This window comes from Aequorivita sp. H23M31 (genome assembly GCF_004022485.1).
Classification (GTDB): Bacteria; Bacteroidota; Bacteroidia; order Flavobacteriales; family Flavobacteriaceae; genus Aequorivita; species Aequorivita ciconiae.
The window spans coordinates 3,471,682-3,495,612 of record NZ_CP034951.1 but is presented as its reverse complement, the minus strand read 5'-3'; the positions used below and the strand labels follow the sequence as shown (position 1 = coordinate 3,495,612).

At 38.2% G+C, this 23,931-nt stretch carries 24 protein-coding genes and 1 pseudogene; 16 read left to right on the top strand and 9 right to left on the bottom strand.

The window, feature by feature from the left end; translation table 11 throughout:
• The first annotated feature begins 236 nt into the window (after positions 1-236).
• The 8 genes from EI546_RS15335 to EI546_RS15300 all read left to right on the top strand — a co-directional run bounded on the left by EI546_RS15335 (position 237) and on the right by EI546_RS15300 (position 8,695).
• Positions 237-977 carry an electron transfer flavoprotein subunit beta/FixA family protein gene (locus EI546_RS15335; RefSeq protein WP_128251366.1) on the top strand — a complete coding sequence of 247 codons (741 nt, stop codon included), beginning with the start codon at positions 237-239 and terminating at the stop codon, positions 975-977.
• Between the two features lie 71 nt (positions 978-1,048).
• Positions 1,049-2,017 (top strand): electron transfer flavoprotein subunit alpha/FixB family protein, encoded by a 969-nt coding sequence (locus EI546_RS15330; RefSeq protein WP_128251365.1) that lies wholly within the window; start codon positions 1,049-1,051, stop codon positions 2,015-2,017.
• Positions 2,018-2,308: 291 nt separating this feature from the next.
• Positions 2,309-2,923: a bifunctional nuclease family protein gene (locus EI546_RS15325; RefSeq protein ID WP_128251364.1), complete on the top strand. Its 615-nt coding sequence runs from the start codon at positions 2,309-2,311 to the stop codon at positions 2,921-2,923.
• 113 nt (positions 2,924-3,036) lie between these two features.
• Entirely contained in the window at positions 3,037-4,749 is a 1,713-nt protein-coding gene (locus EI546_RS15320) for a NupC/NupG family nucleoside CNT transporter (protein WP_128251363.1), read from the top strand.
• A gap of 98 nt (positions 4,750-4,847) precedes the next feature.
• A complete protein-coding gene (locus tag EI546_RS15315; protein WP_128251362.1) occupies positions 4,848-5,672 on the top strand; it encodes a thymidylate synthase in 825 nt (274 codons plus the stop codon).
• A gap of 14 nt (positions 5,673-5,686) precedes the next feature.
• A complete protein-coding gene (locus EI546_RS15310) occupies positions 5,687-6,124 on the top strand; it encodes an energy transducer TonB (protein WP_128251361.1) in 438 nt (145 codons plus the stop codon).
• A 420-nt stretch (positions 6,125-6,544) separates the two neighbouring features.
• Positions 6,545-7,708 (top strand): ergothioneine biosynthesis protein EgtB, encoded by a 1,164-nt coding sequence (gene egtB, locus EI546_RS15305; protein ID WP_128251360.1) that lies wholly within the window; start codon positions 6,545-6,547, stop codon positions 7,706-7,708.
• Between the two features lie 15 nt (positions 7,709-7,723).
• Positions 7,724-8,695: an L-histidine N(alpha)-methyltransferase gene (locus tag EI546_RS15300; protein WP_128251359.1), complete on the top strand. Its 972-nt coding sequence runs from the start codon at positions 7,724-7,726 to the stop codon at positions 8,693-8,695.
• Between the two features lie 348 nt (positions 8,696-9,043).
• Here EI546_RS15300 and EI546_RS15295 read toward each other — a convergent pair whose 3' ends face one another.
• A complete protein-coding gene (locus tag EI546_RS15295; RefSeq protein ID WP_128251358.1) occupies positions 9,044-10,120 on the bottom strand; it encodes an aminotransferase class V-fold PLP-dependent enzyme in 1,077 nt (358 codons plus the stop codon).
• A gap of 114 nt (positions 10,121-10,234) precedes the next feature.
• Here EI546_RS15295 and EI546_RS15290 point away from each other — a divergent pair, with 114 nt between their 5' ends.
• From EI546_RS15290 to fabD, 6 genes and pseudogenes are all read left to right on the top strand, one after another.
• Complete coding sequence (locus tag EI546_RS15290; RefSeq protein WP_128249226.1) at positions 10,235-11,434, top strand: IS4 family transposase; 1,200 nt, start codon at positions 10,235-10,237, stop codon at positions 11,432-11,434.
• Positions 11,435-11,608: 174 nt separating this feature from the next.
• Entirely contained in the window at positions 11,609-12,043 is a 435-nt protein-coding gene (locus EI546_RS15285) for a 2TM domain-containing protein (protein WP_128251357.1), read from the top strand.
• On the top strand, positions 12,040-12,525 hold the full coding sequence (locus EI546_RS15280) for a dihydrofolate reductase (protein WP_128251356.1): 486 nt from the start codon (positions 12,040-12,042) through the stop codon (positions 12,523-12,525). The genes EI546_RS15285 and EI546_RS15280 overlap by 4 nt, the downstream gene beginning before the upstream one ends.
• 58 nt (positions 12,526-12,583) lie before the next feature.
• Positions 12,584-13,429 carry a fructosamine kinase family protein gene (locus tag EI546_RS15275; RefSeq protein WP_128251355.1) on the top strand — a complete coding sequence of 282 codons (846 nt, stop codon included), beginning with the start codon at positions 12,584-12,586 and terminating at the stop codon, positions 13,427-13,429.
• Positions 13,430-13,510: 81 nt separating this feature from the next.
• The gene (locus EI546_RS15270; RefSeq protein ID WP_128251354.1) at positions 13,511-14,008 is read left to right on the top strand and encodes a pyridoxamine 5'-phosphate oxidase family protein; all 498 of its coding nucleotides are present in this window, start codon (positions 13,511-13,513) and stop codon (positions 14,006-14,008) included.
• Positions 14,009-14,162: 154 nt separating this feature from the next.
• Positions 14,163-15,045 (top strand): annotated as a pseudogene (fabD, locus tag EI546_RS15265) (ACP S-malonyltransferase).
• Positions 15,046-15,167: 122 nt separating this feature from the next.
• Here fabD and EI546_RS15260 read toward each other — a convergent pair.
• The 5 genes from EI546_RS15260 to EI546_RS15240 all read right to left on the bottom strand — a co-directional run bounded on the left by EI546_RS15260 (position 15,168) and on the right by EI546_RS15240 (position 19,063).
• Positions 15,168-15,740 (bottom strand): hypothetical protein, encoded by a 573-nt coding sequence (locus EI546_RS15260; protein ID WP_128251353.1) that lies wholly within the window; start codon positions 15,738-15,740, stop codon positions 15,168-15,170.
• A gap of 303 nt (positions 15,741-16,043) precedes the next feature.
• On the bottom strand, positions 16,044-17,372 hold the full coding sequence (locus tag EI546_RS15255) for a D-serine ammonia-lyase (RefSeq protein ID WP_128251352.1): 1,329 nt from the start codon (positions 17,370-17,372) through the stop codon (positions 16,044-16,046).
• A gap of 69 nt (positions 17,373-17,441) precedes the next feature.
• On the bottom strand, positions 17,442-17,861 hold the full coding sequence (locus EI546_RS15250) for an OsmC family protein (RefSeq protein WP_128251351.1): 420 nt from the start codon (positions 17,859-17,861) through the stop codon (positions 17,442-17,444).
• 72 nt (positions 17,862-17,933) lie between these two features.
• Positions 17,934-18,719 (bottom strand): class I SAM-dependent methyltransferase, encoded by a 786-nt coding sequence (locus tag EI546_RS15245; RefSeq protein WP_128251350.1) that lies wholly within the window; start codon positions 18,717-18,719, stop codon positions 17,934-17,936.
• Positions 18,720-18,721: 2 nt separating this feature from the next.
• A complete protein-coding gene (locus tag EI546_RS15240) occupies positions 18,722-19,063 on the bottom strand; it encodes a cupin domain-containing protein (protein WP_128251349.1) in 342 nt (113 codons plus the stop codon).
• Positions 19,064-19,247: 184 nt separating this feature from the next.
• On the opposite strand from EI546_RS15240, the gene EI546_RS15235 reads away from it, so the two are divergent.
• On the top strand, positions 19,248-19,715 hold the full coding sequence (locus EI546_RS15235) for a hemerythrin domain-containing protein (RefSeq protein WP_128251348.1): 468 nt from the start codon (positions 19,248-19,250) through the stop codon (positions 19,713-19,715).
• Between the two features lie 74 nt (positions 19,716-19,789).
• On the opposite strand, the gene EI546_RS15230 is transcribed toward EI546_RS15235, so the two are convergent.
• The 3 genes from EI546_RS15230 to EI546_RS15220 form a co-directional block, all read right to left on the bottom strand.
• Positions 19,790-19,981: a hypothetical protein gene (locus EI546_RS15230; RefSeq protein ID WP_128251645.1), complete on the bottom strand. Its 192-nt coding sequence runs from the start codon at positions 19,979-19,981 to the stop codon at positions 19,790-19,792.
• A gap of 210 nt (positions 19,982-20,191) precedes the next feature.
• Positions 20,192-21,214 (bottom strand): UDP-glucose 4-epimerase GalE, encoded by a 1,023-nt coding sequence (galE, locus tag EI546_RS15225; protein ID WP_128251347.1) that lies wholly within the window; start codon positions 21,212-21,214, stop codon positions 20,192-20,194.
• Positions 21,215-21,243: 29 nt separating this feature from the next.
• Positions 21,244-22,401: a DegT/DnrJ/EryC1/StrS family aminotransferase gene (locus EI546_RS15220; protein WP_128251346.1), complete on the bottom strand. Its 1,158-nt coding sequence runs from the start codon at positions 22,399-22,401 to the stop codon at positions 21,244-21,246.
• 241 nt (positions 22,402-22,642) lie between these two features.
• On the opposite strand from EI546_RS15220, the gene EI546_RS15215 reads away from it, so the two are divergent.
• Positions 22,643-23,908 (top strand): 3-deoxy-D-manno-octulosonic acid transferase, encoded by a 1,266-nt coding sequence (locus tag EI546_RS15215; protein WP_317127431.1) that lies wholly within the window; start codon positions 22,643-22,645, stop codon positions 23,906-23,908.
• The last annotated feature ends 23 nt before the right edge of the window (positions 23,909-23,931 follow it).

Sequence of the window (23,931 nt, the reverse complement as noted above, 5' to 3'; positions counted from 1 at the left end):
AAAAACCCAGCATATCCCAATTTCTAAACACTGACTTTAGAAAAACAATCCACTTTAAGACATGTCGGTATTAAACCCAAACTTATTATGCATGCATAGCAAATAAAATTTAAAATATGCTTAACTTCGCACGCGACGGTTTTTTCCTTTTTAAATGAAAAGAGGATGTCGAATTTTACAATTAAATCAAGTTTAATCCCAAATAAGTCTCGAATGTTATCGAGCGAAGTCTAAATATGAAGATATTAGTCTGTATAAGTCATGTTCCAGATACGACATCAAAAATCAATTTCACCGATGGCGATACCAAGTTTGACACAAGCGGAGTTCAGTTTGTAATCAATCCCAATGATGAATTTGGTTTAACACGCGCAATGTGGTTTAAAGAAAAACAGGGCGCGACCGTTCACGTAATAAATGTAGGAGGTGCTGAAACCGAACCTACGTTGAGAAAAGCTTTGGCCATTGGCGCAGATGAAGCTATAAGAATTAATACTCCGGCTGTCGATGGATTTTCAGTTGCAAAACAACTTGCACATGTTGTAAAGGAAGGGGGATACGATCTTGTAATCGCTGGCCGTGAATCTATTGATTACAATGGAGGAATGGTTCCTGGAATGCTAGCCAAGTTGACCGGCAATAATTTTGTCAACACCTGCATCGGTCTTGAAATCGATGGTGAAAAAGCCACGGCAATCAGAGAGATTGACGGTGGAAAAGAAACCTTGAAAACCTCCTTACCTCTGGTTATTGGAGGTCAAAAAGGAATTGTTGAGGAGAGTGATCTGCGCATACCAAATATGCGCGGAATTATGCAAGCCCGCACAAAACCTTTGACGGTAAAAGAACCGATAGAATCGAATCCTGAAACCGCAACAGTAGGATTTGAAAAACCGGCCCCAAAAGGTCAAGTAAAATTAGTGGATAGCGTAGATGAATTAATCAACCTTTTGCATAACGAAGCAAAAGTTATTTAAATTAAAAAAACTGAATTCTGAATTCAGAAGGAATTCAAAATTCATAACTCATAACTCATAACTCAAAAACTATGTCAGTTTTAGTATATACCGAATCAGAAGAAAGAAAAATAAAAAAGATTGCTCTAGAAGCAGTTTCATACGCAAAAGCTATTGCCGACCAAATGGGAACTACCGTTACAGCAGTATGCATCAATGCCGATAACACTTCGGAACTAGGAAAATATGGTGCATCAAAAGTTTTAGAGGTTTCCAACGACAAGTTGGCAAAATTCAATGGTGAAGCTTATGCCGATTTAATTGCGCAGGCAGCCAAAAAGGAAGGTGCAAAAATAGTAGTGATGACCTCCAGTGCGAACAGCAAATTCCTCGCCCCTACCCTAGCTGTAGATTTAAATGCCGGATTTGTTCCTAATGTAGTTGGACTTCCAGAAAGCACATCGCCACTAAAAGTTAAACACAGTGTATTTACCAATAAGGCTTTTGCCTATACCGAATTCAAAACCGACATTAGTATAATTGGCTTGGGTAAAAACTCATTTGGAGTAAAGGAAAACGAAACTTCTATAACAAGTGAAGCCTTTTCACCTAATCTAGATTCGCACGATTTTGACATGGAAATTGTTTCTGTAGATAAAGCCACGGACCAGGTAACTATTGCAGATGCGGAAATTGTGGTTTCTGGCGGTCGCGGTTTAAAGGGACCCGAAAATTGGGGAATTATCGAAGATTTGGCAAAGACACTGGGCGCAGCTACAGCATGCTCTAAACCTGTGAGCGATATGGGATGGCGTCCCCATTCTGAGCACGTGGGCCAAACAGGAAAACCTGTAGCGGCAAATTTGTACATAGCTATTGGTATTTCAGGTGCCATCCAACATCTTGCAGGCATTAACGCCTCTAAGGTAAAAGTAGTTATAAATAACGACCCTGAAGCTCCATTCTTTAAGGCAGCAGATTATGGTATGGTAGGAGATGCTTTTGAAATAGTTCCAAAACTCACCGAAAAACTTAAAGAATTTAAAGCCCAAAATAATTGATGCTCTTATAATTGATCCATTTATTTTTTGTTTTTCAATAGAATAAACAGATACAATAACCCAGACCGCGATCCGATTATTTATTTTTTGAAAAAAAGACAAATAGCTGGGAAGCCCATAATTTTTTATTAATTTGTGCCCCGTAAAGAGGCTGTTTAAATAAGGAAACACCCTAGTTTAAACAGCCTTTTTCTTATAGTTTTATATTCATTACATTTATAATTCAGTTTCTATAGAAGACTGAATCATGATTACCGACGACTGATTTCTGAACATTGATTGCCGAAAAAAATGAGTTTAGTTAAGCTTACCATAAAAGGAATATCATATAGCCAAACACAGAATGGTGCTTATGCACTAATTCTAAATGAAGTGGACGGTGAAAGAAAATTACCCATAGTCATTGGAGCCTTTGAAGCTCAATCTATTGCTATTGCGCTTGAGAAAGATATTACTCCTCCCCGTCCCCTAACCCACGATCTATTTAAAAACTTCGCGGAACGTTTTGGCATCGTGGTAAAGCAAGTTATTATCCACAAACTCGTTGATGGAGTTTTCTATTCCAGCATTATTTGCGAGAGAGATAAAATTGAGGAAATTATTGATGCTAGAACAAGTGATGCGATCGCATTGGCGCTTCGATTCAAAGCACCTATTTTCACTTATAAAAATATATTGGACAAGGCAGGAATCTATCTAAAAACGGCTCCTTCACAAAAAGACTTAACCAAGGAGGATGAATCCGTTTTAGAGGATTTGATAATGGGGGAGTCCGTGGTCTCTTCCAAAGATGACTACAGTCGATTAAGTGTAAAGGAACTGAACACCATGCTAGATGAGGCTGTTAAAAATGAAAATTACGAGTTGGCAGCTCGGGTACGGGATGAAATTTCCAAGAGACAATAAGAAGGAGTTGACGTGGACTTAATAAAAAAATTGTGATTGCTGGGTTTCGGCCTCCAATCGGGATTAAGGTGGAAAGACCAGGTATTTTAACAATGGGTATTAGATAATTATTTATGCACAGAATTTTACTTTTAGCCTTTACTCTTTTCATCTTTGGAAATATGTCCGCGCAAAGCATCGAAAAGAGTTGGATAATCTCGGAAGCATCAGATTCCATTAAATTATCTTCCAGTCATTTAGATCCAAAAGAAAATTTTCTAAAGCTCGGAAACGGCACATTTGAGATCAAATCGAGTGCAATAGACAGCCTTCAATCTAAAGGTGATTATATCTTTCAAAATAATCTCCTTGTATTATTTCTCGACAATCCTGAGGGTTTCATAAAACGCTATCGTGTTTCTAATATAACTGATAGCACAATGACTCTATCCGAAGGAAAAATCCATTACAGCCTAAAAACTCCTGACACTAACATACAAAACGCTCCTCTAGCGGTTACAGAATCTCCTCAAATAACAGAGAGTCGAGGTTTTTCTATCAACAGTCTATGGCGGGGGATTCTTGGAATGGTCTCTTTAATCTTTATCGCCTTTCTTTTTAGTTCAAACCGAAAAGCAATAGCATGGAAAACGGTGGGAATTGGTTTACTTTTCCAATTATTAATCGCAATTGGCGTACTTCAGGTCGAATTTATAAAGGATGGTTTTGAAACCGTAGGACAACTTTTCGTCAACGTTCTCGAATATACCCGTGCGGGAAGTGAATTCCTATTCGGAGGTATGTTGGACGTCAATTCATTTGGATTTATTTTCGCCTTTCAGGTATTGCCTACGATAATCTTTTTCTCGGCACTGACCTCAGTCCTTTTTTACTTTGGAATCATACAGATAGTAGTTCGCGGAATGGGTTGGCTACTCACAAAACTCTTGAATATCTCCGGAGCTGAAAGTTTGAGCGTCGCAGGAAATATTTTTCTTGGACAAACGGAAGCTCCACTCCTTATCAAAGCCTATTTGGAAAAGATGAACAAAAGCGAAATCCTTCTGGTTATGATTGGCGGTATGGCTACGGTGGCAGGTGCTGTTCTGGCCGCCTATATCGGATTCTTGGGGGGTGATGATCCCGTTCTTCGTCTAACTTTTGCCAAACATCTTCTAGCTGCTTCTGTAATGGCAGCACCCGGCGCAATCGTAATTTCGAAAATACTTTATCCACAAACGGAACCCATTAATACCGATGTGAAAGTTTCCGCAGACAAAATAGGCTCCAACTTTCTTGATGCCATTGCAAATGGAACCACTGAAGGTTTAAGACTAGCAGTAAATGTGGGCGCAATGCTTCTAGTTTTTGTGGCATTTATTGCCATGATCAATGGAATATTGGGCTGGTTTGGTGGCATTACCTCTCTCAATAGCTGGGTAGCCTCAAATTCCGCTTATGATAGTCTCTCGCTGGAAGCCATTCTCGGAACTATTTTCGCACCGCTTATGTGGTTGATAGGGGTAGCAAAGGAAGATATGATGATGATGGGGCAGCTTTTGGGAATAAAACTTGTGGCCAGTGAATTCGTAGGCTATATCCAATTGGCGGAATTAAAAGATGTTTCCAGCGGTCTGCATCTACACTATGAAAAAAGCATTATAATGGCTACTTATATGCTTTGCGGGTTTGCCAATTTTGCCTCCATCGGCATTCAGATCGGGGGAATTGGTTCTCTTGCTCCCGGCCAACGAAAAACACTTTCACGATTTGGGATGAAAGCGTTAATTGGAGGATCCATAGCTTCTCTCATCTCAGCTACAATTGCCGGTATGATAATCGGCTAAAAACCATTTCGTTAATAACTTTTTAAAACTTGGGTTTGCTTATCTTAGCATCCTCACAAGGATTTCCGTATTTTACAAACCTTTATAAAGAAAGGAAAATGAAGCAATATCACGACCTCCTAAAACACGTTCTGGAGAACGGTTCGGACAAACAAGATAGGACGGGAACCGGTACAAAAAGTGTCTTTGGCTACCAAATGCGGTTCGACCTCAGCCAAGGATTTCCAATGGTAACCACCAAAAAACTACATTTAAAATCCATAGTTTACGAACTGTTATGGTTTTTGAATGGGGATACCAATATCAATTACCTTCAAGAAAATGGAGTACGGATATGGAACGAATGGGCAGACGAAAATGGCGACCTTGGACCCGTATATGGCCATCAATGGCGAAATTGGAACAACGAGGAGATAGACCAGATTGCTGAAATAGTCCAAACCCTTAAAACAAATCCTGATAGTCGACGTATGCTAGTGAGCGCCTGGAACCCGAGCGTTCTGCCGGATACTTCCAAATCTTTTTCGGAAAACGTCGCCAACGGAAAGGCTGCTCTTCCCCCGTGCCATGCCTTCTTTCAGTTTTATGTAGCCAATGGGAAACTATCCTGCCAATTATACCAGCGCAGCGCAGATACGTTTTTGGGAGTTCCTTTTAATATAGCTTCCTATGCCCTATTAACAATGATGATGGCACAAGTATGTGGCTACGAAGCAGGGGATTTTGTTCACACTTTTGGAGATGCTCATATTTACAGCAACCACTATGAGCAAGTGCAACTTCAATTATCGCGAGAACCCCGACCATTACCTAAAATGATCCTCAATCCTAAGGTAAAAGATATCTTTGGCTTCACTTTTGATGACTTTACACTAGTGGATTACAACCCACATCCACATATAAAAGCATCTGTAGCCATATAAAAAAACCACTTATAATGAAATACCTCCTCATTCTCTCACTTATTTTAGTTTCCGGTTCTACCGTTTTTTCCCAAGAAGAATGGGGTAATGTTAAAGCAAACAAGGTGACTCTAAATGAAATTGGTCCTATCTGGCCAGGTTGTGAAAACGACGATGCTGCGAAACGTAGCGATTGTTTCGATACCAAGCTCATACAACATATAACTGCCAATTTTAAATACCCCACTGACGCTTATAAAAAGAATGAACAAGGAAGGGTATTGGTAGATTTCATTATAAATGAGAAAGGAGTAGTTGAAATCCAAAAAGTATCTGGTGGCACAAAGGCCCTTCAAAATGAGGCCAAAAGGAATATCCTATCCATTCCAAAAATGTCGAAACCAGGAATGTTTGCAGGAAAACCTCGTGCTATCAAATTCACCGTCCCCATAACTTTTAAAACTGGAAAATAGGTTTTAACTTCAAGGTATCACCACAGAAAAATTTATCGTACTTATGAAGAAAATGAATTTCTTAATTTTATTTTTTCTCTTAGTCCTGGTCTTTGCGATAACAGGTTTTAATTTTGAAGACCCGAGTTACCAAGAAAATGGGAAGGAATATATTTTATTCATAATAGCAGTTGTGCTCGGGTCAATTTATCTTCTAAATAGATTTCCCAAAAAAAATCCTTCATAACTTAAGGTCTTTTTATGTTAGGCGCCGGAAAACCGTCCCTTATGGCACTTCAAATCTAGTAACCTTGACTTTTTGGGGTTCTATAACCTAATACCGAAACAGGCCAAAATCCTCGCTTTAACAAGAATTTAAAATCGATAATATATAGAATACTTATCTTTAAAGAGTCACTAAAATAATGGCGACGCTTTAATATGATTGCTACCGATACTTTAAAACATCTATTTTTAGAAACCCGCCAGCATACCGAAAACCTCTGCAAGCCTCTAGAGATAGAAGATTATGTTGTACAACCCATTGTAGATGTCTCCCCACCCAAATGGCATTTGGGACATACTTCATGGTTCTTTGAGGAATTCCTTTTAAAACCGTATAAACCCAATTATAAAATTTTTCATGAAGACTTCGCATTTGTCTTTAACAGTTATTACGAAAATGTAGGTAAGCGAGTACTACGTACGGACCGAGGTAATCTCTCAAGACCCACCGTTCCGCAGATTTATGAATATCGTCATTATATTACGAATGAAATGAAGGGGTTTCTTTCCAATGGAATATCAAAAGAAATTGAGGGAATTTTATTGATAGGAATACATCACGAAAAACAGCATCAGGAATTACTTGTTACCGATATTAAATATATTCTGGGAAACAATCCCTTATTTCCAAAATACACTGATTCATTTTTAGAGAATCCCGTGCAAGATTTTCCACAGGAATGGATTGAAATGGAGGAAGGTATTTATGAAATAGGCCACGAAAATAACGGGGAATTTTGTTACGATAATGAACTGAACAGACACAAAGTATATCTTCAAAATTATATGATTTCAGATAAACTGGTAACCAATTCCGAGTATTTGGAATTTATAAATGACGGTGGGTATAAAAATTTTAATCTTTGGCACGCCGAGGCCTGGGATTGGATAAATACAAATAACATTTCGCAACCAATGTACTGGCATAAGATAGATGGGGAATGGTATCACTATACTCTACAAGGTCTTAAGAAATTGAACCATGATGCGCCCTTATCCCATATTTCCTTTTACGAAGCGTTTGCTTATGCCCAGTGGAAAGGATGCCGCTTACCCACCGAATTTGAATGGGAAGCCGCCCAGGATAAATTCGACTGGGGCAGTCGTTGGGAATGGACAGAAAGCGCCTATCTCCCCTATCCTGGCTATATAAAAGCTCCTGGAGCCATAGGAGAATATAATGGAAAATTTATGGTCAACCAAAAAGTACTTCGTGGCGGATCCGTAGCAACTCCAGCAAATCACACCCGACCAACTTATCGCAACTTTTTCCAAACAAACTTACGCTGGCAATTCACAGGCTTAAGGCTAGCAAGATAATCTCGACCCACATTTATGAAAATAAACCCACAGACAGTACGTAACTCTGCATTTAAAAGAGATATTTTGGGAGGACTAACGGCATTCCCAAAGCATCTTCCCTCAAAATATATTTACGATAAGAAGGGCGATAAGCTCTTTCAGGAAATAATGGCGATGCCCGAATATTATCTTACTGGATGCGAATTTTCCATTATTTCGAATAATACAGAAACCATTGGGGAATTATTTCGCGACAGAGAAAATGGCCTAGACCTAATAGAACTAGGAGCGGGGGATGGAAAAAAGACCAAACTTCTTCTCAAGTATATGGCAGATAACAAATTCAACTTTGTTTATAAGCCTATAGATATAAGCGAAAATGCCATCGAAATGCTTACAGAAAACCTCGCCGCGGAAATGCCAACTCTGAGCGTGGACGCTGAGGTAGGGGAATATTTTGAGGTTTTGGAAAGGTTGAAGAGTTTTGACAAACGGAAAAAGGTAATAATGGTCTTGGGCAGTAACATCGGAAATATCCGCCATCCAAATGCTATCGATTTTCTGTCCAAACTCAAAGATGCCCTACGCCCAGAAGATTTGCTGTTTATGGGATTTGATCAGAAAAAAGATCCACAAATTGTGCTGGATGCTTACAATGATAAAACGGGAATCACGGCAGCATTTAATAAAAATATTCTGAAAAGGATTAACCGCGAACTCGATGCGAATTTTGATATTGATAAATTTAAACATTGGGAAAGCTATAATCCTGAAACAGGAACTGCTAAGAGCTTCTTGGTTGCCATTGAAGCAATGGAGGTATTGATTAGTGGATTGGATCTAAAAATACATTTCGATCAATGGGAGACTATCCATGTAGAAATTTCACAAAAATATGATGACAAAACCGTAGCGTGGTTAGCTCAGGAATCTGGTTTGGAAATCATTACCTCACTTTTTGACGACAAGGAATATTATAAGAACTATATTTTTAAAAAAGCGTAAAGCGTGATGATGTCGATGAATCGAGAGGTCGATGAGTTTAGAAGAATAGATCAATAATTTGAATAATTCCTCAACTACTCAAGCCTATAGTCGATGAGTCGATAGGTCGATGAGTTTAGAAGAATAGATCAATAATTTGAATAACTCCTCAACTACTCAGGCCTTTAATCGATGAGTCGAGAGGTCGATGAGTTTAGAAGATTAGACCAATAATTTGAATAATTCCTCAACTACTCAGGCCTATAGTCGATGAGTCGAGAGGTCGATGAGTTTAGAAGAATAGATCAATAATTTGAATAATTCCACTCGAATCTTCAACTCATAGACTTTAAGACTTCATATCCCAACTCACCCTAAAACCTCCAAAAGACGCTCCAAATCCTCTTCAGAGTTATAATAATGGAAACTCACTCGAATACCATCTCCACGCAAGGAGGTTATTATCTTTTTCTGCTGTAATTTTTTATAGAGCTCCCCATCGCCTATAAGATTAAAAATTGACGAATGGTCTTTTCTTAGTAAGGTATCCTTCCTTAATAAGTTTCTTGCCCCAAACTCGTTTTTAGCTTTCTCGGAAAGTGACTTGATTTTTTCGTAGAGTTTTTCTTTTCCCAAAGATTTAACGAATAAAATGGATTGCTCTAAGCTGCCATAATTGAGAGTATCTTGATGACCCGGTTCAAAATGTTTCATATAAGCTGTATCCGTCGCGCAGCTTTCAAATCTTTCCGCAGAATTAAATCCGATTGTCTTTGGAAATATTCGTCTCTGTGCCGATTCCTTTATCATTAAAAAACCATTACCATATCCGGCTGTCATCCATTTATAACCACTTGCGCACAGTACGTCTATGGCACTTTCGGCAAAATTGAAGCTTTCAGTGCCCAAATATTGAGTGCCATCAGCAATGATTAGTAAATCGGTATATTCGTTTTTCAATTTCTTTAAAAAGCCCAAATCAATTTTAATTCCATTGAGCCATTGCACTACACTAAATATAAATACCTCAGGTTTGTGTTTGGTAACCGCTGCTTCGATATTTCTCTCTAAATTTTCATCAATATTCGCATAACACACATTAAAATCACGAGTTTCAACTGGCCAATTAACCGAGGGATAGTCATTTTTTAAAAGCAGGATCTTCTGACCTTCAGGCAGTCCTTCCAAAATCATATTTATTCCAAAGGAAAAGTTAGGAACAAGCGCCGTCTCAAAAATAGATGAAGAAAAAAAATCTGCAATTGATTTACGTATCTGCTCAATATGATTTTTATGCTTATCTCGGAATGTGCTAGCGTGATTCATTAAATCCAAATCCTGCTGTCTTCGCCAGTCAATAACTGACTTTGGAACAATACCGTTTGCCGCGGTATTTAGATAAGTGCAGGAGTCGAGAGCGGGAAAGTGTTTTCTAATTTCTTCCATTTTCTAGATTATAAACCAGATCAGTAGTGTCCGATAAACATTTTTAAAAGCGGGATTTCCAAGAAGGATTTCCCGCTTTATTTATATCTTAGTTTTTACCACAAAACTCGAGATATGAACAAAAGTAAAAATTTCAGTGGACAACCTATTATCAAACAGGTTTTAAACTTCCTTGACGCCAAAGATATTTATCGGACAGCAAAGAAGCACAACAGCGACAGGTACACCAAAAAGTTCACGACCTATGATCACTTGGTTACGATGATATTCGCCGTTATCAGTGGCTGCAACTCACTTCGCGAAGTAACAAGCATAATGCTGGCGTGCGAGGGCAAGATCAACCATTTAGGGCTACGGGACTTTCCAAAACGCAGTACGTTGTCCGATGCCAACAAAAGAAGAAGTGCAGAGGTCTTTGCTGATATTTACTCTGGTCTCTATAAACGTTACCACCGGTTTTTATCGGACAGCAGAACCAGGGAGCCCGCCATAAAAGGCCTCAAAATAGTCGATTCCTCGACAATAGCGCTCTTTAGCGACATATTGAGGGGTGTTGGCCGGAACCCGCTCAACGGCAAGAAGAAGGGCGGGATAAAAATGCACACGATGATCAACGCCATGGAGGATGTTCCTTGTCTGATAAAATTTTCAGATGCCGCGACGCACGATCATACGTTTTTGAAAGAACTCGATCTAAAGAAGGGTTCCTATGTTGTCTTTGACAAAGGATACGTAGATTATCAGCAATACGAGCAATGGACGTTGGATGGCATCTACTTTGTGACCAGGCAAAAGAGCAATGCACGCTATACGAGCCTTGAAGAGTTTGATATTCCGGACAACGTGGACGATGCTGTCCTAAAGGATGAAAAAATAACGCTTGCCGATAAGGAAGGCAACGAATTCCACCTACGGCGGATAGCCTTTTGGCACCAGGAGAAGGGCAAGGTATATGAGTTCATCACCAACAACTATGAAGTGGAGGCCGACAGGATCACTGATATCTACAAAAATCGCTGGCAGATAGAGACCATGTTCAAACGCCTAAAACAGAACTTTCCCCTCAAATACTTTCTGGGCGACAACCAAAATGCAATAGAGATACAGATCTGGGTCAGTCTGATCATTCAACTCATAATGCTGGTAATACAAAGAAAGGCGCAGAGAAGTTGGGCATATTCAAATATGGTGTCTGTAATACGCTACCATTTGATGACCTACATCGATCTGTTCAAGTTCCTGAAAAACCCAGACTCCAAATGGGAAGAAATCACCACAAAAAACATTGGCCAATTGAGCTTTTTCGATCCTTAGGGGGTTCTGTTTTGAAAATCGGAACACAATCCAGTAAAATATGGCAACGACAATGCTATTTTTGCTACTTTAGATTTTTATCGGACAACAATGAAACCAGATTAAATTTAGGTATCTTTACTCGTTATATAATGGATAGAACGAGCCAATATTTAATAATAAAAGTAAGCAACTATGGCCTTTAAAGCTAAAAATCCCGGAACAATAGATTCGGAGCAAAGGGAACAATATGACTACGCACGTAGACGCATAAGCGAAAAGAAAAACCTAATGCGCCATTTTATTGTTTTTCTGGTTGGCGCCATTTTCATTATTATCATCAATCCTGTTTTAGGATATGGAAATGATTTCTTTTTCGATGACTGGTATATATGGGCAATTTTAATATGGGCATTTATATTTCTTGTGCACGCCCTGAACGTATTCCTAATGAATTCTTTTATGGGAAAAGAATGGGAAAACCGACAACTGGAAAAGTTGAAATTGAAACAGGCAGAAAAAATAGCTGAATTACAAAAGAAAGTGGATAATGAGCTACAACTTCCCACTACTCCACCTTCAACCCATAGAAATTCTTTAAATAATCCATTACCACCTGACGTACAATGATAACAATAATTGCAGCCGCTGGCGAAAATAACGAACTAGGAAAAGACAACGATCTGCCTTGGCATTTACCTGATGATTTTAAACGCTTTAAAAAACTCACTAGTCATCATTTTATAATTATGGGAAGGAAAACATTTGAATCCTTACCCAAGACTTTGCCTGATAGAGTCCATATTGTGATTACCCACGATAAAAATTATGGAAATGTAGGGGCAGAAGTTGTTTATAGCCTTCCAGAAGCCTTAGAGAAAGCTACATCAACAAAAGATGTTTTTATCATTGGAGGCGGAGAAATTTTCAAGCAAGCATTGGATGTGGCAGATAAAATCGAACTCACACGAGTGCAGGCCACATTTAAGGACGCCGATACTTTTTTCCCTGAATTTTCCACTGATAACTGGAAACTCATTTCGGAGAAAAAGCACGAAAAAGATGAAAAACATAAGTATGCATTTACTTATGAAACTTGGGTTCGGAAATAATTTATACCTATAAATTGTAATAACGCCGAGACTGATTATATAGTGATTAAAAAACTTCTTGGAAAAACTTCATTTTAAAATAACAGCCGAAAACAATCTCAACCTTTTACAGACAAAAACCCTGTCTGGAGGTGATATTAATACTGTCTTTCTTTTAAAGTGTGAAGAAGGAAATTTTGTCATCAAGTTAAATGATGCATCCAGATTTCCCAGAATGTTTGAGGCAGAGGCAAAAGGCCTAAATCTTCTTCGGGATTCGGATAGTTTCAGAATTCCCGAGATAATCTCAAATGGTGCTATTGAAGGTACTTCTTATTTATTAATGGAATTCCTTCAGGATGGGAATAAAACAAAAAATTTCTGGAGTCAATTCGCTTCCCATCTCGCCAAGCTTCATAAAAATAGTCAATCATATTTCGGGTTGGATCACGACAATTATATCGGCAGTTTACATCAAACAAATCTGAAATGTATATCGGCCTCCGAATTTTTCATTTCTCAACGATTGCAACCCCAATTCAGAATGGCTTCAGAAAATGGTTTTAATTTCAAAGACTTGGAGAAGTTCTATAAAAATATTTCCGAAGAAATTCCGAAAGAACCATCTTCATTGATCCACGGAGATTTGTGGGGCGGGAATTATATGGTTTCAGAGGAAGGTAGACCCACTTTAATAGATCCAGCAGTTGCATTTGCTCCCCGCGAAATGGATTTGGCAATGATGAAACTTTTCGGTGGGTTTGATAACGTAGTATTTACTACCTACAATGAAATCTTCCCTCTGACGGATGGCTGGACAGATCGGCACGCGCTATGGCAATTATATTATCTATTGGTCCATCTTAATTTGTTTGGATCCGGCTATCTTAATCGGGTAAAATCCATTGTTTCAAATTATTCTTAACATTCTCTTTAATTTAATTTAGCATTGATTTGGGGAGTGGCTCCCTATTAAGTTTCTATTTTTAGAAAAAAGAACTTAATTATGAGCACAGAAAATTTATCCGAAGTAGAAGCTAAAAAGAAATTTAGGGAAATGGTAGACGACATTAAAGTCACCATGTTTGCCACGAATCTCACCAAAAAGCCCTTAGACGTGGCTCCGATGTATACAAAGAGAGTCGACGAATCTGGAAATCTTTGGTTTTTAAGTAGTAAGAATAGCGATCATAACCACAATATACTTCAGGACCCTGATTGTCAATTGTTTTATAGTGCAGGCACCTCAAACTTTTTAAGCGTTTATGGTAATGCAGAAATTATTGACGATCGAGATACTATTGAATCCTTGTACAAGAAAATGGATAATGCCTATTTTGATGGGCCAGAAGATCCTCAAATAAGAGCTATAAAATTTTCTCCAAAGGAAGCAGCGTATTGGAGTGCCGATGGCAACAAACTGGTGTCCTTGTTCAAAATGGGTGTGGCCGCAGTTACGGGAAAAGACCAAGATTTAGGCACTTCAGGAAAAATGAATCTATAAGTAGATTACTTTGCATTTAATACAATCCTCTTTGTTTTTAGGAAAGAGGATTTTTTTATTATAGGAATTGAGACTGCAAACCAAAATTGCAAAAGCTAACCGAATAAAAGTTATTAATCCTATTTTTGCAATTCAATCTTAAATACCATCATATATGAAAGCATACATATTTCCCGGTCAGGGTGCACAATTTTCAGGAATGGGAAAAGACCTGTACGAAGCGTCCTCAACCGCAAAAAAAAATGTTTGAAAATGCCAACGATATCCTGGGCTTTGATATTACCAAAATTATGTTTGAAGGAACTGCTGAAGAATTGAAGCAGACGAAAGTTACCCAACCTGCAATTTTTCTTCATTCAACAATCTTGGCTGAAGTAATGGGCGATAACTTTACGCCAGATATGGTAGCAGGGCATTCTCTTGGTGAGATTTCTGCGCTTGTAGCAAACGGAACTTTGGCATTTAATGATGGTCTCCAATTGGTATATAAAAGGGCCTTGGCTATGCAGGAGGCTTGTGAGGTGGTTCCGTCAACAATGGCTGCAGTGTTAGGTTTGGATGATTCCGTGGTAGAAAAAATATGTGCCAAAACCTCGGGCATCGTGGTTGCAGCAAATTATAATTGTCCCGGACAACTTGTAATTTCAGGTGAAATTGATGCGGTAGAAAGAGCTTGTGAGAGTCTGAAGGAAGCTGGCGCAAGAAGAGCCTTGATCCTACCCGTAGGGGGAGCCTTCCATAGCCCTTTAATGGAACCCGCCCGCGAAGAACTTGCCACGGCCATAGAAAACACAGATTTTAGAAATCCTTCCTGCCCTATTTATCAAAATGTATCCACTTATGCGGTAACGGATCCATCGGAAATAAGAAGAAATCTTATTTCGCAACTAACGGCTCCTGTAAGATGGACACAAAGTATTCAAAATATGATAAAGGATGGCGCTACAAGCTTTATTGAGGTAGGACCTGGAAATGTTTTGCAAGGATTGGTAAAAAAGATTGATTCTTCCGCAACTACTGAAAAAGGAGAAATCTAAACAAAGAATAATAAATCTTGTCGAGTTTAATTACCATTCACCCTACATCAGAAAAAACAATAAATATAAAAACCTTCAAAATTTTCTTTTTGAAGGTTTTTTGCCTTTTCCAATCCTCAATTCTAAAATCTATATCCCACTAAAATTCCTCCTCTAAAATATCCTGCAGGTGCAGCTTCGTCATTTAGAAGATACCTCCCACCGCCGGCACTGATTTCAAATATGAACCCATTGTGGCTAACCCATTTTTGTCCCACAGAAAGTCCGATACCAGTTTCAAACCATTTTTCAGTAGTCATAATTTGCTGGTAATAATCAATTGAAGGATCATAAAAATAGGAATATCCATCATATTTTCCTGAAGCAAATTGTATGGAGCCCTCAACAAAAAGTCCTCTCGCTCCATAGTCTTTCTTGTTCAGAAAATATTGTCGATAATAAGGTGTAAAGGCAAATTTAGTACCGCTGCCTTCAAAAGATTTCTCTCCCAAATTGAAGCTTATGGCCGCTCCAGCACCAGAATACTTTCCGATAACATATTCATAATTAAATTCTAATGTTTCAAAAACAAGGGCTTCAAATCCGTCAAATCTCAAATCGTGCTTACCCTGGGGAATTTCTTGGGAATTATCCGTTTCCTGGGAAAATCCATCAAAAGCTGTTAGAATTATTGCAATAAAAAATAGTTTTTTCATAGGTGAAAATTAATTGGTTTATACCTAATCGGAATTCCAAAAAGCAGGCCAATATTAAGAAATCTAAAATTTCTATCTGCTTAAATACGAAAATAAAAAAGACATTTTTTAACTCGAAATACATTCTACTCAATGTCAAAAGAATAGGGAAAGATCCCCAACTTAAAAAATCTAGAGTTTCAGAAATTTTACTTTTCAAATTTTATTTTCTGTGGAAACAACAGAAATTTCAATGAATCCATTTATAATAAAAACACCGAAAGAAAAGTTCCTTCGGTGTTTTAATCTTCAAAATGGAGATTTTTAGAGCGCCAACTCACTTTTTCCTTGTTCATAGAATCTCTTCCTCTCCTCCTTCGGAACAAGATCGCCGCCAGTAGCCCAAGCTATATGGGTAGCATTTTTCATATTTAAATGGTTCTTCTTTGCATAATCCGTTTGGGCAATCATTTGAGGACCTATTAATCCTGCAGTGGCCGAAGGCTCCAAAAATATGTTTTCTGAATCCATCAATTGAGCCAAAAGCGTAAAAAGATGATCGTCTTCAATGGTATACATGCCACTTATTAGATGGTTGCTAATATTGGTGGCAAAGTTGGAAGCCTGCCCTACAGCCAATCCATCGGCTTCGGTTTTATTGTCAATGCCAATATCCTGGACGCTAATATTGCTCATTTCACCAGTTGCCAAAGCAGTTAGAACGGCAGGAGAATGTGTAGGTTCAACAAAAAAACAATGAACGTTATCTCCAAATAAGTGTTTTAATCCAAATGCAGTTCCACCAGGAGAGCCGCCTACTCCACAAGGAGAGTATACAAACAAAGGATGGTCCTTATCAACCGAAATGTTTTGGTCTTTCAATTGTCTTGCTAAGCGCAATGCCCCTACGGCATAACCCAAATAAAGTTCATTTGAATTCTCATCGTCTACAAAATACCCCATAGGATCGGCATTGGTTTTCTGTCGACCAGCCAGAATGGCTTCACTAAAATCTCCTCCAAATTCAATAACGGTGGCGCCCTTTTTTCGTAGGAGATTTTTCTTCCATTCTTTGGCATCCGAAGAAACATATACGGTAACCTGAAAACCCAAACTGGCACTAATAATGCCTATGCTCAATCCAAGATTTCCCGTAGAGCCGACTCCAATTTTATACCTGCTGAAAAATTCTTTGAATTTATCACTGGCAAAAATACTATAGTCGTCCGTTTTGTTTAAAATACCAGAATGCAATGCCAATTCCTCCGCATAATGAAGTACTTCATAAAACCCACCACGAGCTTTAATAGAACCCGCAATGGGAAGAGCGTTATCGCACTTTAACATCATTCTTCCTATTATTTTGGGCGATTCTTGGTTTAGAACCGACTTCATATTTGAAATCTCCTTTAGCGGTGACTCAATGGTTCCATTCGAACTTTGGGTTTCGGGAAAAACTTTTACAAAGAACGGAGCAAAACGGTCCCACAGTTTTTCCGCCTCAAATATCTCCTCTCCTTTAATGGGAAAAGAAGGCATTTCAGCTTCCGATTTTTTATTAGGATTAAGCCACACCACAGGTTTAAGATTCATTATATCCTCAAGAAGCGGTACTTCATTTATTAAACTGTGGATTTTATCTTTTGTGTACATACCTTTAATTTAAGGTTTTATAAGTGAAACAGCAAATCCAACGAATGTAAGATTTGCTACTGATTAATTTTATGACAATAATTCGGCGTCGAGAGTAATTTTGAAGCTTAATGCCTTACTAACAGGACAATTTTCTTTGGCTGCATTCGCGCATTCCATAAACTTATCTTTACTGATATTAGGAATACGTGCTTTTAGAGTTAGGTGCGAACCAGTAAGTTCCAATTTATCGGCATCCATAGTAACTGCAGAAGTTGCCTTTAAAGAATCTGGGGTATATCCTTCTTTCCCTAGAATTAAACTCAAGGCCATTGCGAAACATCCAGCGTGCGCCGCTGCAAGCAACTCGTCAGGATTGGTAGCTTTGCCCTCCCCAAAACGGGAATTAAAGCAATATTCGTTATCATTAAGAACTTTACTTTGAGTAGTTATATGTCCTGTTCCTTCTTTTAAGGATCCTTTCCATTCTGCATTTGCTGTTCTTTTCATTTCATTTTGTTTTTTAAAAATTTATAATCAGTTATAAATAATCTCTAACCATTTTAAACGATTTTGGAGAATTTAAGCAGGCTTTTGGGCAACAATAGCATAAGCCGTCATTTGCTTTTCATACTTTTGAAAAACTCCACGCATCTTCATTATTTTCTTTCTGGCAGCAGGATGTGTCAACACGTTAAATCCTATTTTCATTGTCCGGAAAATGCCTTCATCTGCAACCACTCTCGCTGGTTTTAGAAGGTGCATTGGAGAAGCATACACTTCCTTAATTTCAAAACCTTCGTTTTTCAATAAAGTACACCACTCAAATTTGGTAAGTGGTCGTGCATTTACCTTAATTGTTTGCGAAAGATTTTTCTGAATGTCATCTTTTGTTTCCTGAGGCATATCGTCGGGTGTCAGTCCCAATTCATGAATTCCGTAGAGACCACCTTTTTTCAGGATCCTGAAAGCTTCCTTGATAATTTCGGATTTTCTATGATCTGCCTGCATGGTAAGCATAGCCTCTCCCAAAACTTTATCTGCACAACAATCCTTTAATCCGGTTTGGGCTGCGGAAGTATTGATAATGCAAGCATCTGGATTTCCATTTATCTTCGTTCTCAAATTTTCTGCCGCTTCCTCATTAAGTTCGATACCAGAATAAGAATGTGGTTTCTTGAACAATAGCATGGAAGCTGTAAAACCCATACCCGGAGCAAATTCCACCAAATCATCTTGATGGGTAATGTGCAAACATTCCACAAGTTTTTCGGTCAATTCCTTTCCTCCCGGGCGCAATACTCGCTTACCCATTTTGGCCAATATCCAGTGGCCTTGCTCCGTATTTATGGTTTTATTGCTCATTATTATTATTGATTTACGACTCCCTCTACTCTTTTGGCCGAATCAGCCTTGTTTAAACTTAAACGGACAGTGCTGGTTTCAACCGCTTTTAAATCGTGAGGCACGCCACCTTCAAGACCAATTAGATCTCCTTTTTTCAATTGATGGGTTTCTCCATTCACTCCAAATTCTATGGATCCCTCAAAAATTTCAACCACGATGGGAAAAGGGGTTTTGTGCTCTTTCATTACTTGTCCTTCCTTAAAAGCTATTCTGATTTCCTTTCCGGCATCGGTTTCCATTAAGACCTGAATTGTCGGTCGGTTTTCATTGTATTGGATGTCATTTACTAATGATGCTAATTTCATAATCTTCTTTTTTTTAGTTCTTATTTAGAATCATTCAAAATTACGAATTATAAATTAACTCGCCTTCCTTTTTTGGACAAACTTTAGTAGCTTGATATTTCAAGAAAGATTGACAAAGATTATTTTGTGGAACTTCCCGAAAAGGTGGTCTCAAATAAAATCTTAAGAATTGGTATCTTTAAATATGAAAAAGAAAAATCCAAAACAGCATTTAGCTTTAACCCCTATTATCGAAGAACATAATGAGGTGATACTATTGTGCGAGCGGATAAGATTTGGTCTTAAAAATGACATTGCCGTGGAACGGATAAAAAAATATGTCGATTGGTTTAAGGAGCATTATTTAGATCCTCATTTTGAGATTGAGAAAGAACACATCTTCCCTATCCTCGGAATCAATAACGTAAGGGTAAAAAGAGCCTTGGCAAATCATAGAAGATTGAGCCGCTTACTATCTGAAACCACCGAACTGAATAAAGTCTTAAATAAGATTGAAGAAGAATTAAGCACTTACATTGGATTCGAAGAACGGGTTCTATATAATGAAATCCGCGAAATTGCCACGCCACAACAATGGGAAGAAATGGAAAACAACCATCAAAAACTGGGATTTTCGGAAGATGGTTGGGAAGATAAATTTTGGAAGCTGTAGATCAAACCTGTTAAAAAAAACTCCGAATGATTAAAATCCATCCGGAGTTGTTTTTATTTTGAATTCATAATTATTTAAGCACTTATAACACAGTCCGCACAATCCTTTATCTCACCATAATAGGTTTCTCTGTATTTGTGGACGGTTTTAAACGGAACCTTAAGAAAGGTTTTTTGAATGTAAACCACATTGGCTGTAAACATCCCCATTTGTTGTGTAAATCTCTTTTCTGTTTTTGTTTTTCTTTTTACGGAAATTAAATTCATCATTGTTTTTTTGACTTCTCTTAAACCCTTTTAATTAACGGATTAAGATATAAGTACGGTTCAGGTGCAAAGAAACAAATGACAATGGCCATTTCCAAAGATAGGGCGTTAAACCTGGGTTAAACCTGGGTTAAACCTGGGAAATTGGTCCAGAAGCTTCGGGAGAAGTTGAATTTGAATATAGGCTCTGTTGGAAACCGAGACTCTTAATTACTCAATCTCGCGTAATTTCTTTTCCCACTTCCACGCAGAAGCAAGTGCTTCCTCCATCGTTTTTTCAGCTTTCCAACCTAAAACTTCATTTGCTTTCTGGGTATCGGCATAAACAGCAATAACATCTCCGGGACGACGATCTACAATTTTATAATTAAGTTTCTCACCTGTGGTTTTCTCAAAAGAATTCACTACCTCCAATACGGAACTACCTCTTCCCGTACCCAAGTTGAATACTTCATAATTGCTTTCATTCTTCTCCAAAAGCAAACGTTCCAACGCAACAACATGAGCCTTTGCAAGATCAACAACGTGTATGTAATCACGAATACAACTACCATCCTCGGTAGGATAATCATCTCCAAAAACTGAAAGTCGCTCTCGGATTCCAGCTGCGGTCTGTGTAATAAACGGAACCAAATTTTGGGGTACCCCAGCAGGAAGTTCTCCAATTTTGACGGTATCATGGGCCCCTATCGGATTAAAATAACGCAAAGCGATTGTCTTTAGTGAAGATATCGCACAAACATCTTTTAAAATTTCCTCGCTTATCTGCTTGGTATTACCATAAGGCGAAGTGGGTTCCTTCACAGGCGCGCTCTCAGTAATAGGTAAGGAATCGGGCTCCCCATAAACCGTACACGAAGAACTGAAAATAAAATTCTTTATATCGTATGATTTACATTCCTGGAGAAGATAAATTAAGGTATTTAAATTGTTCTCATAATATAGCAGCGGATTTTCAACACTTTCTCCTACAGCTTTACTGGCCGCAAAATGGATAATACCTTCTATATCTTGATTTATTTTAAAAAACTCCGAAACATCCGATTTAATTCGCAGATCCAATCTCTCAAACTCGGGAGGATTCTTGGTTATATCCGTAATTCCCTCGAGAACATCAATAGAAGAATTCGAGAGATTGTCAATTATTATAACCTGATATCCAGAATTTTGCAATTCGACAACGGTGTGAGAACCTATGTAGCCCAAACCACCGGTAACTAATATTTTTTTCATAATTATTCCGTATCAAAACGGAGCCCTAATTAACCTTTAATAAATTCAATTACAGACTTGGCAATATAGTTAATCTGTTCGTCATCAAGTTCGGTATGCATAGGTAGGGAAAGAACTTCTTTAACTAATTGGTTCGTAACGACAAAGTCTTCTTCCTTATACCTTTCATCCCTATATGCTTTCTGTAGATGCAGGGGAATGGGATAATAAACTCCGCAAGGAATATCCTTATCGGTCAAATATTTTACCAGTGCATCCCGATCTGTATTCTTAAATCTTAAAGTGTACTGATGGAATACGTGACAATTACAATCTTCATACTTATCACTCTTACACGCCTCACAATTTTGGGGAGTAACTATCTCCGGTATGTCCTTAAAAGCTTCGGAATATTTGGTTGCCGTCTTTTTTCTCGCATTGTTATATTCATCCAAATGCGGAAGTTTTGCTCTTAACACTGCCGCCTGTATGGAATCTAATCTACTGTTTACGCCCACCACATCGTGGTGATAACGTACATACATACCGTGATTTACAATTCCTCTTATTGTATGCGCGAGCTCATCATCATTGGTAAAAATAGCACCACCATCGCCGTAACATCCTAAATTTTTGGAAGGAAAGAAGGAAGTTGCCGCAACGTGCCCAATGGTTCCAGTTTTTTGTTTGGAACCATCTGCCGAAATATAATCCGCACCAATTCCCTGAGCATTATCCTCAATAACATATAAATCATGTTCCCTGGCTATTGCCATAATCGCGTCCATATCTGATGCTAAACCAAATAAATGTACAGGAACGATGGCTTTTGTTTTTGGTGTGATCGCTCTTTTAACGGCCTCCACATCTATGTTAAAGGTAACCGGGTCCACGTCGACCAAAACAGGAGTTAAGCCCAAAAGAGCAATGACCTCCACGGTTGCTGCAAAAGTAAAATCGGCCGTGATTACTTCATCCTCAGGTTTTAATCCCAGCCCCATCATAGCAATTTGTAACGCATCTGTACCATTGGCACAAGGAATCACGTGTTTTACATTTAGATATTCCTCAAGTTCCTTTTGAAACTCGTGAACTTCAGGACCATTAATAAAAGCGGTAGTTTCAATTACATCCATAATAGAACTATCCACTTGTTGTTTTATATTTTTATACTGACCCTTAAGGTCAACCATCTGAATCTTTTTCATCTACGTTTATTATAAGTGGCGCAAAATTACGAAATTGAAATTTGACCTCTATATCTTTTAAAACAATAAAAAATAATGCAAAAACCAATATCGCATCCAGTTATGAGTTATGAGTTATGAATTATGTATAAAAAGAAATCCGGTGCAGTTAGACCCAGTTTAGGATATGTGTAAACATTCGCACAGTTTATTTTATCTGAATTCTCGAATTGTGTTCAGTCATAACTTCAAAATTTGATAGGTGAATTCGCTACTTTTGCCTTCTATGCACATCCTTTATAATTTATTGATCCATCTTACCTCATTCGGATTGCGAATTGTAGGATTGTTCAGCAATAAGATGAAACTCTTTGTGAAGGGTAGGGAAAATGTTTTTGAAATTCTCAAGGCAGACATAGCCTCCTCCGATAAAAGCGTTTGGTTCCATTGTGCATCTCTGGGTGAATTTGAACAAGGAGTCCCCATAATGGAGGAAATTAGAAAACGGAAACCCGACCATAAAATTATAATCAGTTTTTTCTCTCCTTCAGGTTTCGAGATTAAAAAAAATACATCTTTGGCCGATGTTGTAGTGTATTTACCAATGGACACTCCTTCAAATGCCCGAAAATTTATTTCCATAACGCATCCTTCACTAGTTTTTTTCGTGAAATATGAATTTTGGCCCAATTACCTGTTTGAACTTCAACAAAAAGATATCCCGACCCTCCTAATTTCGGGAGTTTTTAGACCCAACCAATGGTTTTTTCAAAGTTATGGAGGTTTTATGAGGAAAGCGCTTACCGCCTTTAACCACTTCTTTTTACAGGATGAGGAATCCCGAGAACTATTAAAAAATATTGGCTTTACCAACATAACAGTTAGCGGCGACACTCGTTTTGACAGGGTTTCACATCAGATTGAAATGGACAATACCTTAAATTTTGCAGAAGATTTTAAAGGAAACTCAATATGTATTGTCTGCGGAAGTACCTGGCCGGAAGATGAAGCCGTGCTTTTGGATTATATAAATTCCGCTCCAAAAAAAGTAAAATTTATCATAGCACCTCATAAAATGGAAAGGTCTCAAATTGATGGATTTAAGAGCAAGCTCAAAAGGAAAACTATTCTATATTCCGAAAAAGATAAAGTAAATATTTCAGCATATGAAGTTCTCGTAATAGACTGCATAGGGCTTTTAACCAAGTTGTATAGTTATGCCGATATCGCTTACGTAGGCGGAGCCATGGGAAATACAGGACTTCATAATATTTTGGAGCCAGCCACTTTTGGCGTTCCCATAATTATAGGGAAAAATTTTGAGGGTTTCCCAGAAGCTTATAAACTGCGATCTTTAGCAGGTTTATTTGTAGTCTCAAATTCCAAAGAGGCTATGGATATTTTTTCCAAATTAGTAGAAGACGCTAACTTCCGTAGAAAAACAGGAATGATTGCGGGGCATTTCGTGAATAAAAACACAGGGGCGACCCAAAAGGTAATAGAATATGTTTCTTCCAATTCTTTATAGGTCTCTAATTAATTTAGATTTTG

Coding starts and splice junctions, on each gene's coding strand:
- EI546_RS15240 (WP_128251349.1), bottom strand. CDS start 19,063: ATGAAATTAGCATCATTAGTAAATGACATCCAATACAATGAAAACCGA.
- egtB (WP_128251360.1), top strand. CDS start 6,545: ATGATTGCTACCGATACTTTAAAACATCTATTTTTAGAAACCCGCCAG.
- EI546_RS15325 (WP_128251364.1), top strand. CDS start 2,309: ATGAGTTTAGTTAAGCTTACCATAAAAGGAATATCATATAGCCAAACA.
- EI546_RS15270 (WP_128251354.1), top strand. CDS start 13,511: ATGAGCACAGAAAATTTATCCGAAGTAGAAGCTAAAAAGAAATTTAGG.
- EI546_RS15230 (WP_128251645.1), bottom strand. CDS start 19,981: ATGAATTTAATTTCCGTAAAAAGAAAAACAAAAACAGAAAAGAGATTT.
- EI546_RS15300 (WP_128251359.1), top strand. CDS start 7,724: ATGAAAATAAACCCACAGACAGTACGTAACTCTGCATTTAAAAGAGAT.
- EI546_RS15220 (WP_128251346.1), bottom strand. CDS start 22,401: ATGAAAAAGATTCAGATGGTTGACCTTAAGGGTCAGTATAAAAATATA.
- EI546_RS15335 (WP_128251366.1), top strand. CDS start 237: ATGAAGATATTAGTCTGTATAAGTCATGTTCCAGATACGACATCAAAA.
- EI546_RS15295 (WP_128251358.1), bottom strand. CDS start 10,120: ATGGAAGAAATTAGAAAACACTTTCCCGCTCTCGACTCCTGCACTTAT.
- EI546_RS15280 (WP_128251356.1), top strand. CDS start 12,040: ATGATAACAATAATTGCAGCCGCTGGCGAAAATAACGAACTAGGAAAA.
- galE (WP_128251347.1), bottom strand. CDS start 21,214: ATGAAAAAAATATTAGTTACCGGTGGTTTGGGCTACATAGGTTCTCAC.
- EI546_RS15255 (WP_128251352.1), bottom strand. CDS start 17,372: ATGTACACAAAAGATAAAATCCACAGTTTAATAAATGAAGTACCGCTT.
- EI546_RS15290 (WP_128249226.1), top strand. CDS start 10,235: ATGAACAAAAGTAAAAATTTCAGTGGACAACCTATTATCAAACAGGTT.
- EI546_RS15285 (WP_128251357.1), top strand. CDS start 11,609: ATGGCCTTTAAAGCTAAAAATCCCGGAACAATAGATTCGGAGCAAAGG.
- EI546_RS15310 (WP_128251361.1), top strand. CDS start 5,687: ATGAAATACCTCCTCATTCTCTCACTTATTTTAGTTTCCGGTTCTACC.
- EI546_RS15250 (WP_128251351.1), bottom strand. CDS start 17,861: ATGAAAAGAACAGCAAATGCAGAATGGAAAGGATCCTTAAAAGAAGGA.
- EI546_RS15320 (WP_128251363.1), top strand. CDS start 3,037: ATGCACAGAATTTTACTTTTAGCCTTTACTCTTTTCATCTTTGGAAAT.
- EI546_RS15330 (WP_128251365.1), top strand. CDS start 1,049: ATGTCAGTTTTAGTATATACCGAATCAGAAGAAAGAAAAATAAAAAAG.
- EI546_RS15260 (WP_128251353.1), bottom strand. CDS start 15,740: ATGAAAAAACTATTTTTTATTGCAATAATTCTAACAGCTTTTGATGGA.
- EI546_RS15315 (WP_128251362.1), top strand. CDS start 4,848: ATGAAGCAATATCACGACCTCCTAAAACACGTTCTGGAGAACGGTTCG.
- EI546_RS15235 (WP_128251348.1), top strand. CDS start 19,248: ATGAAAAAGAAAAATCCAAAACAGCATTTAGCTTTAACCCCTATTATC.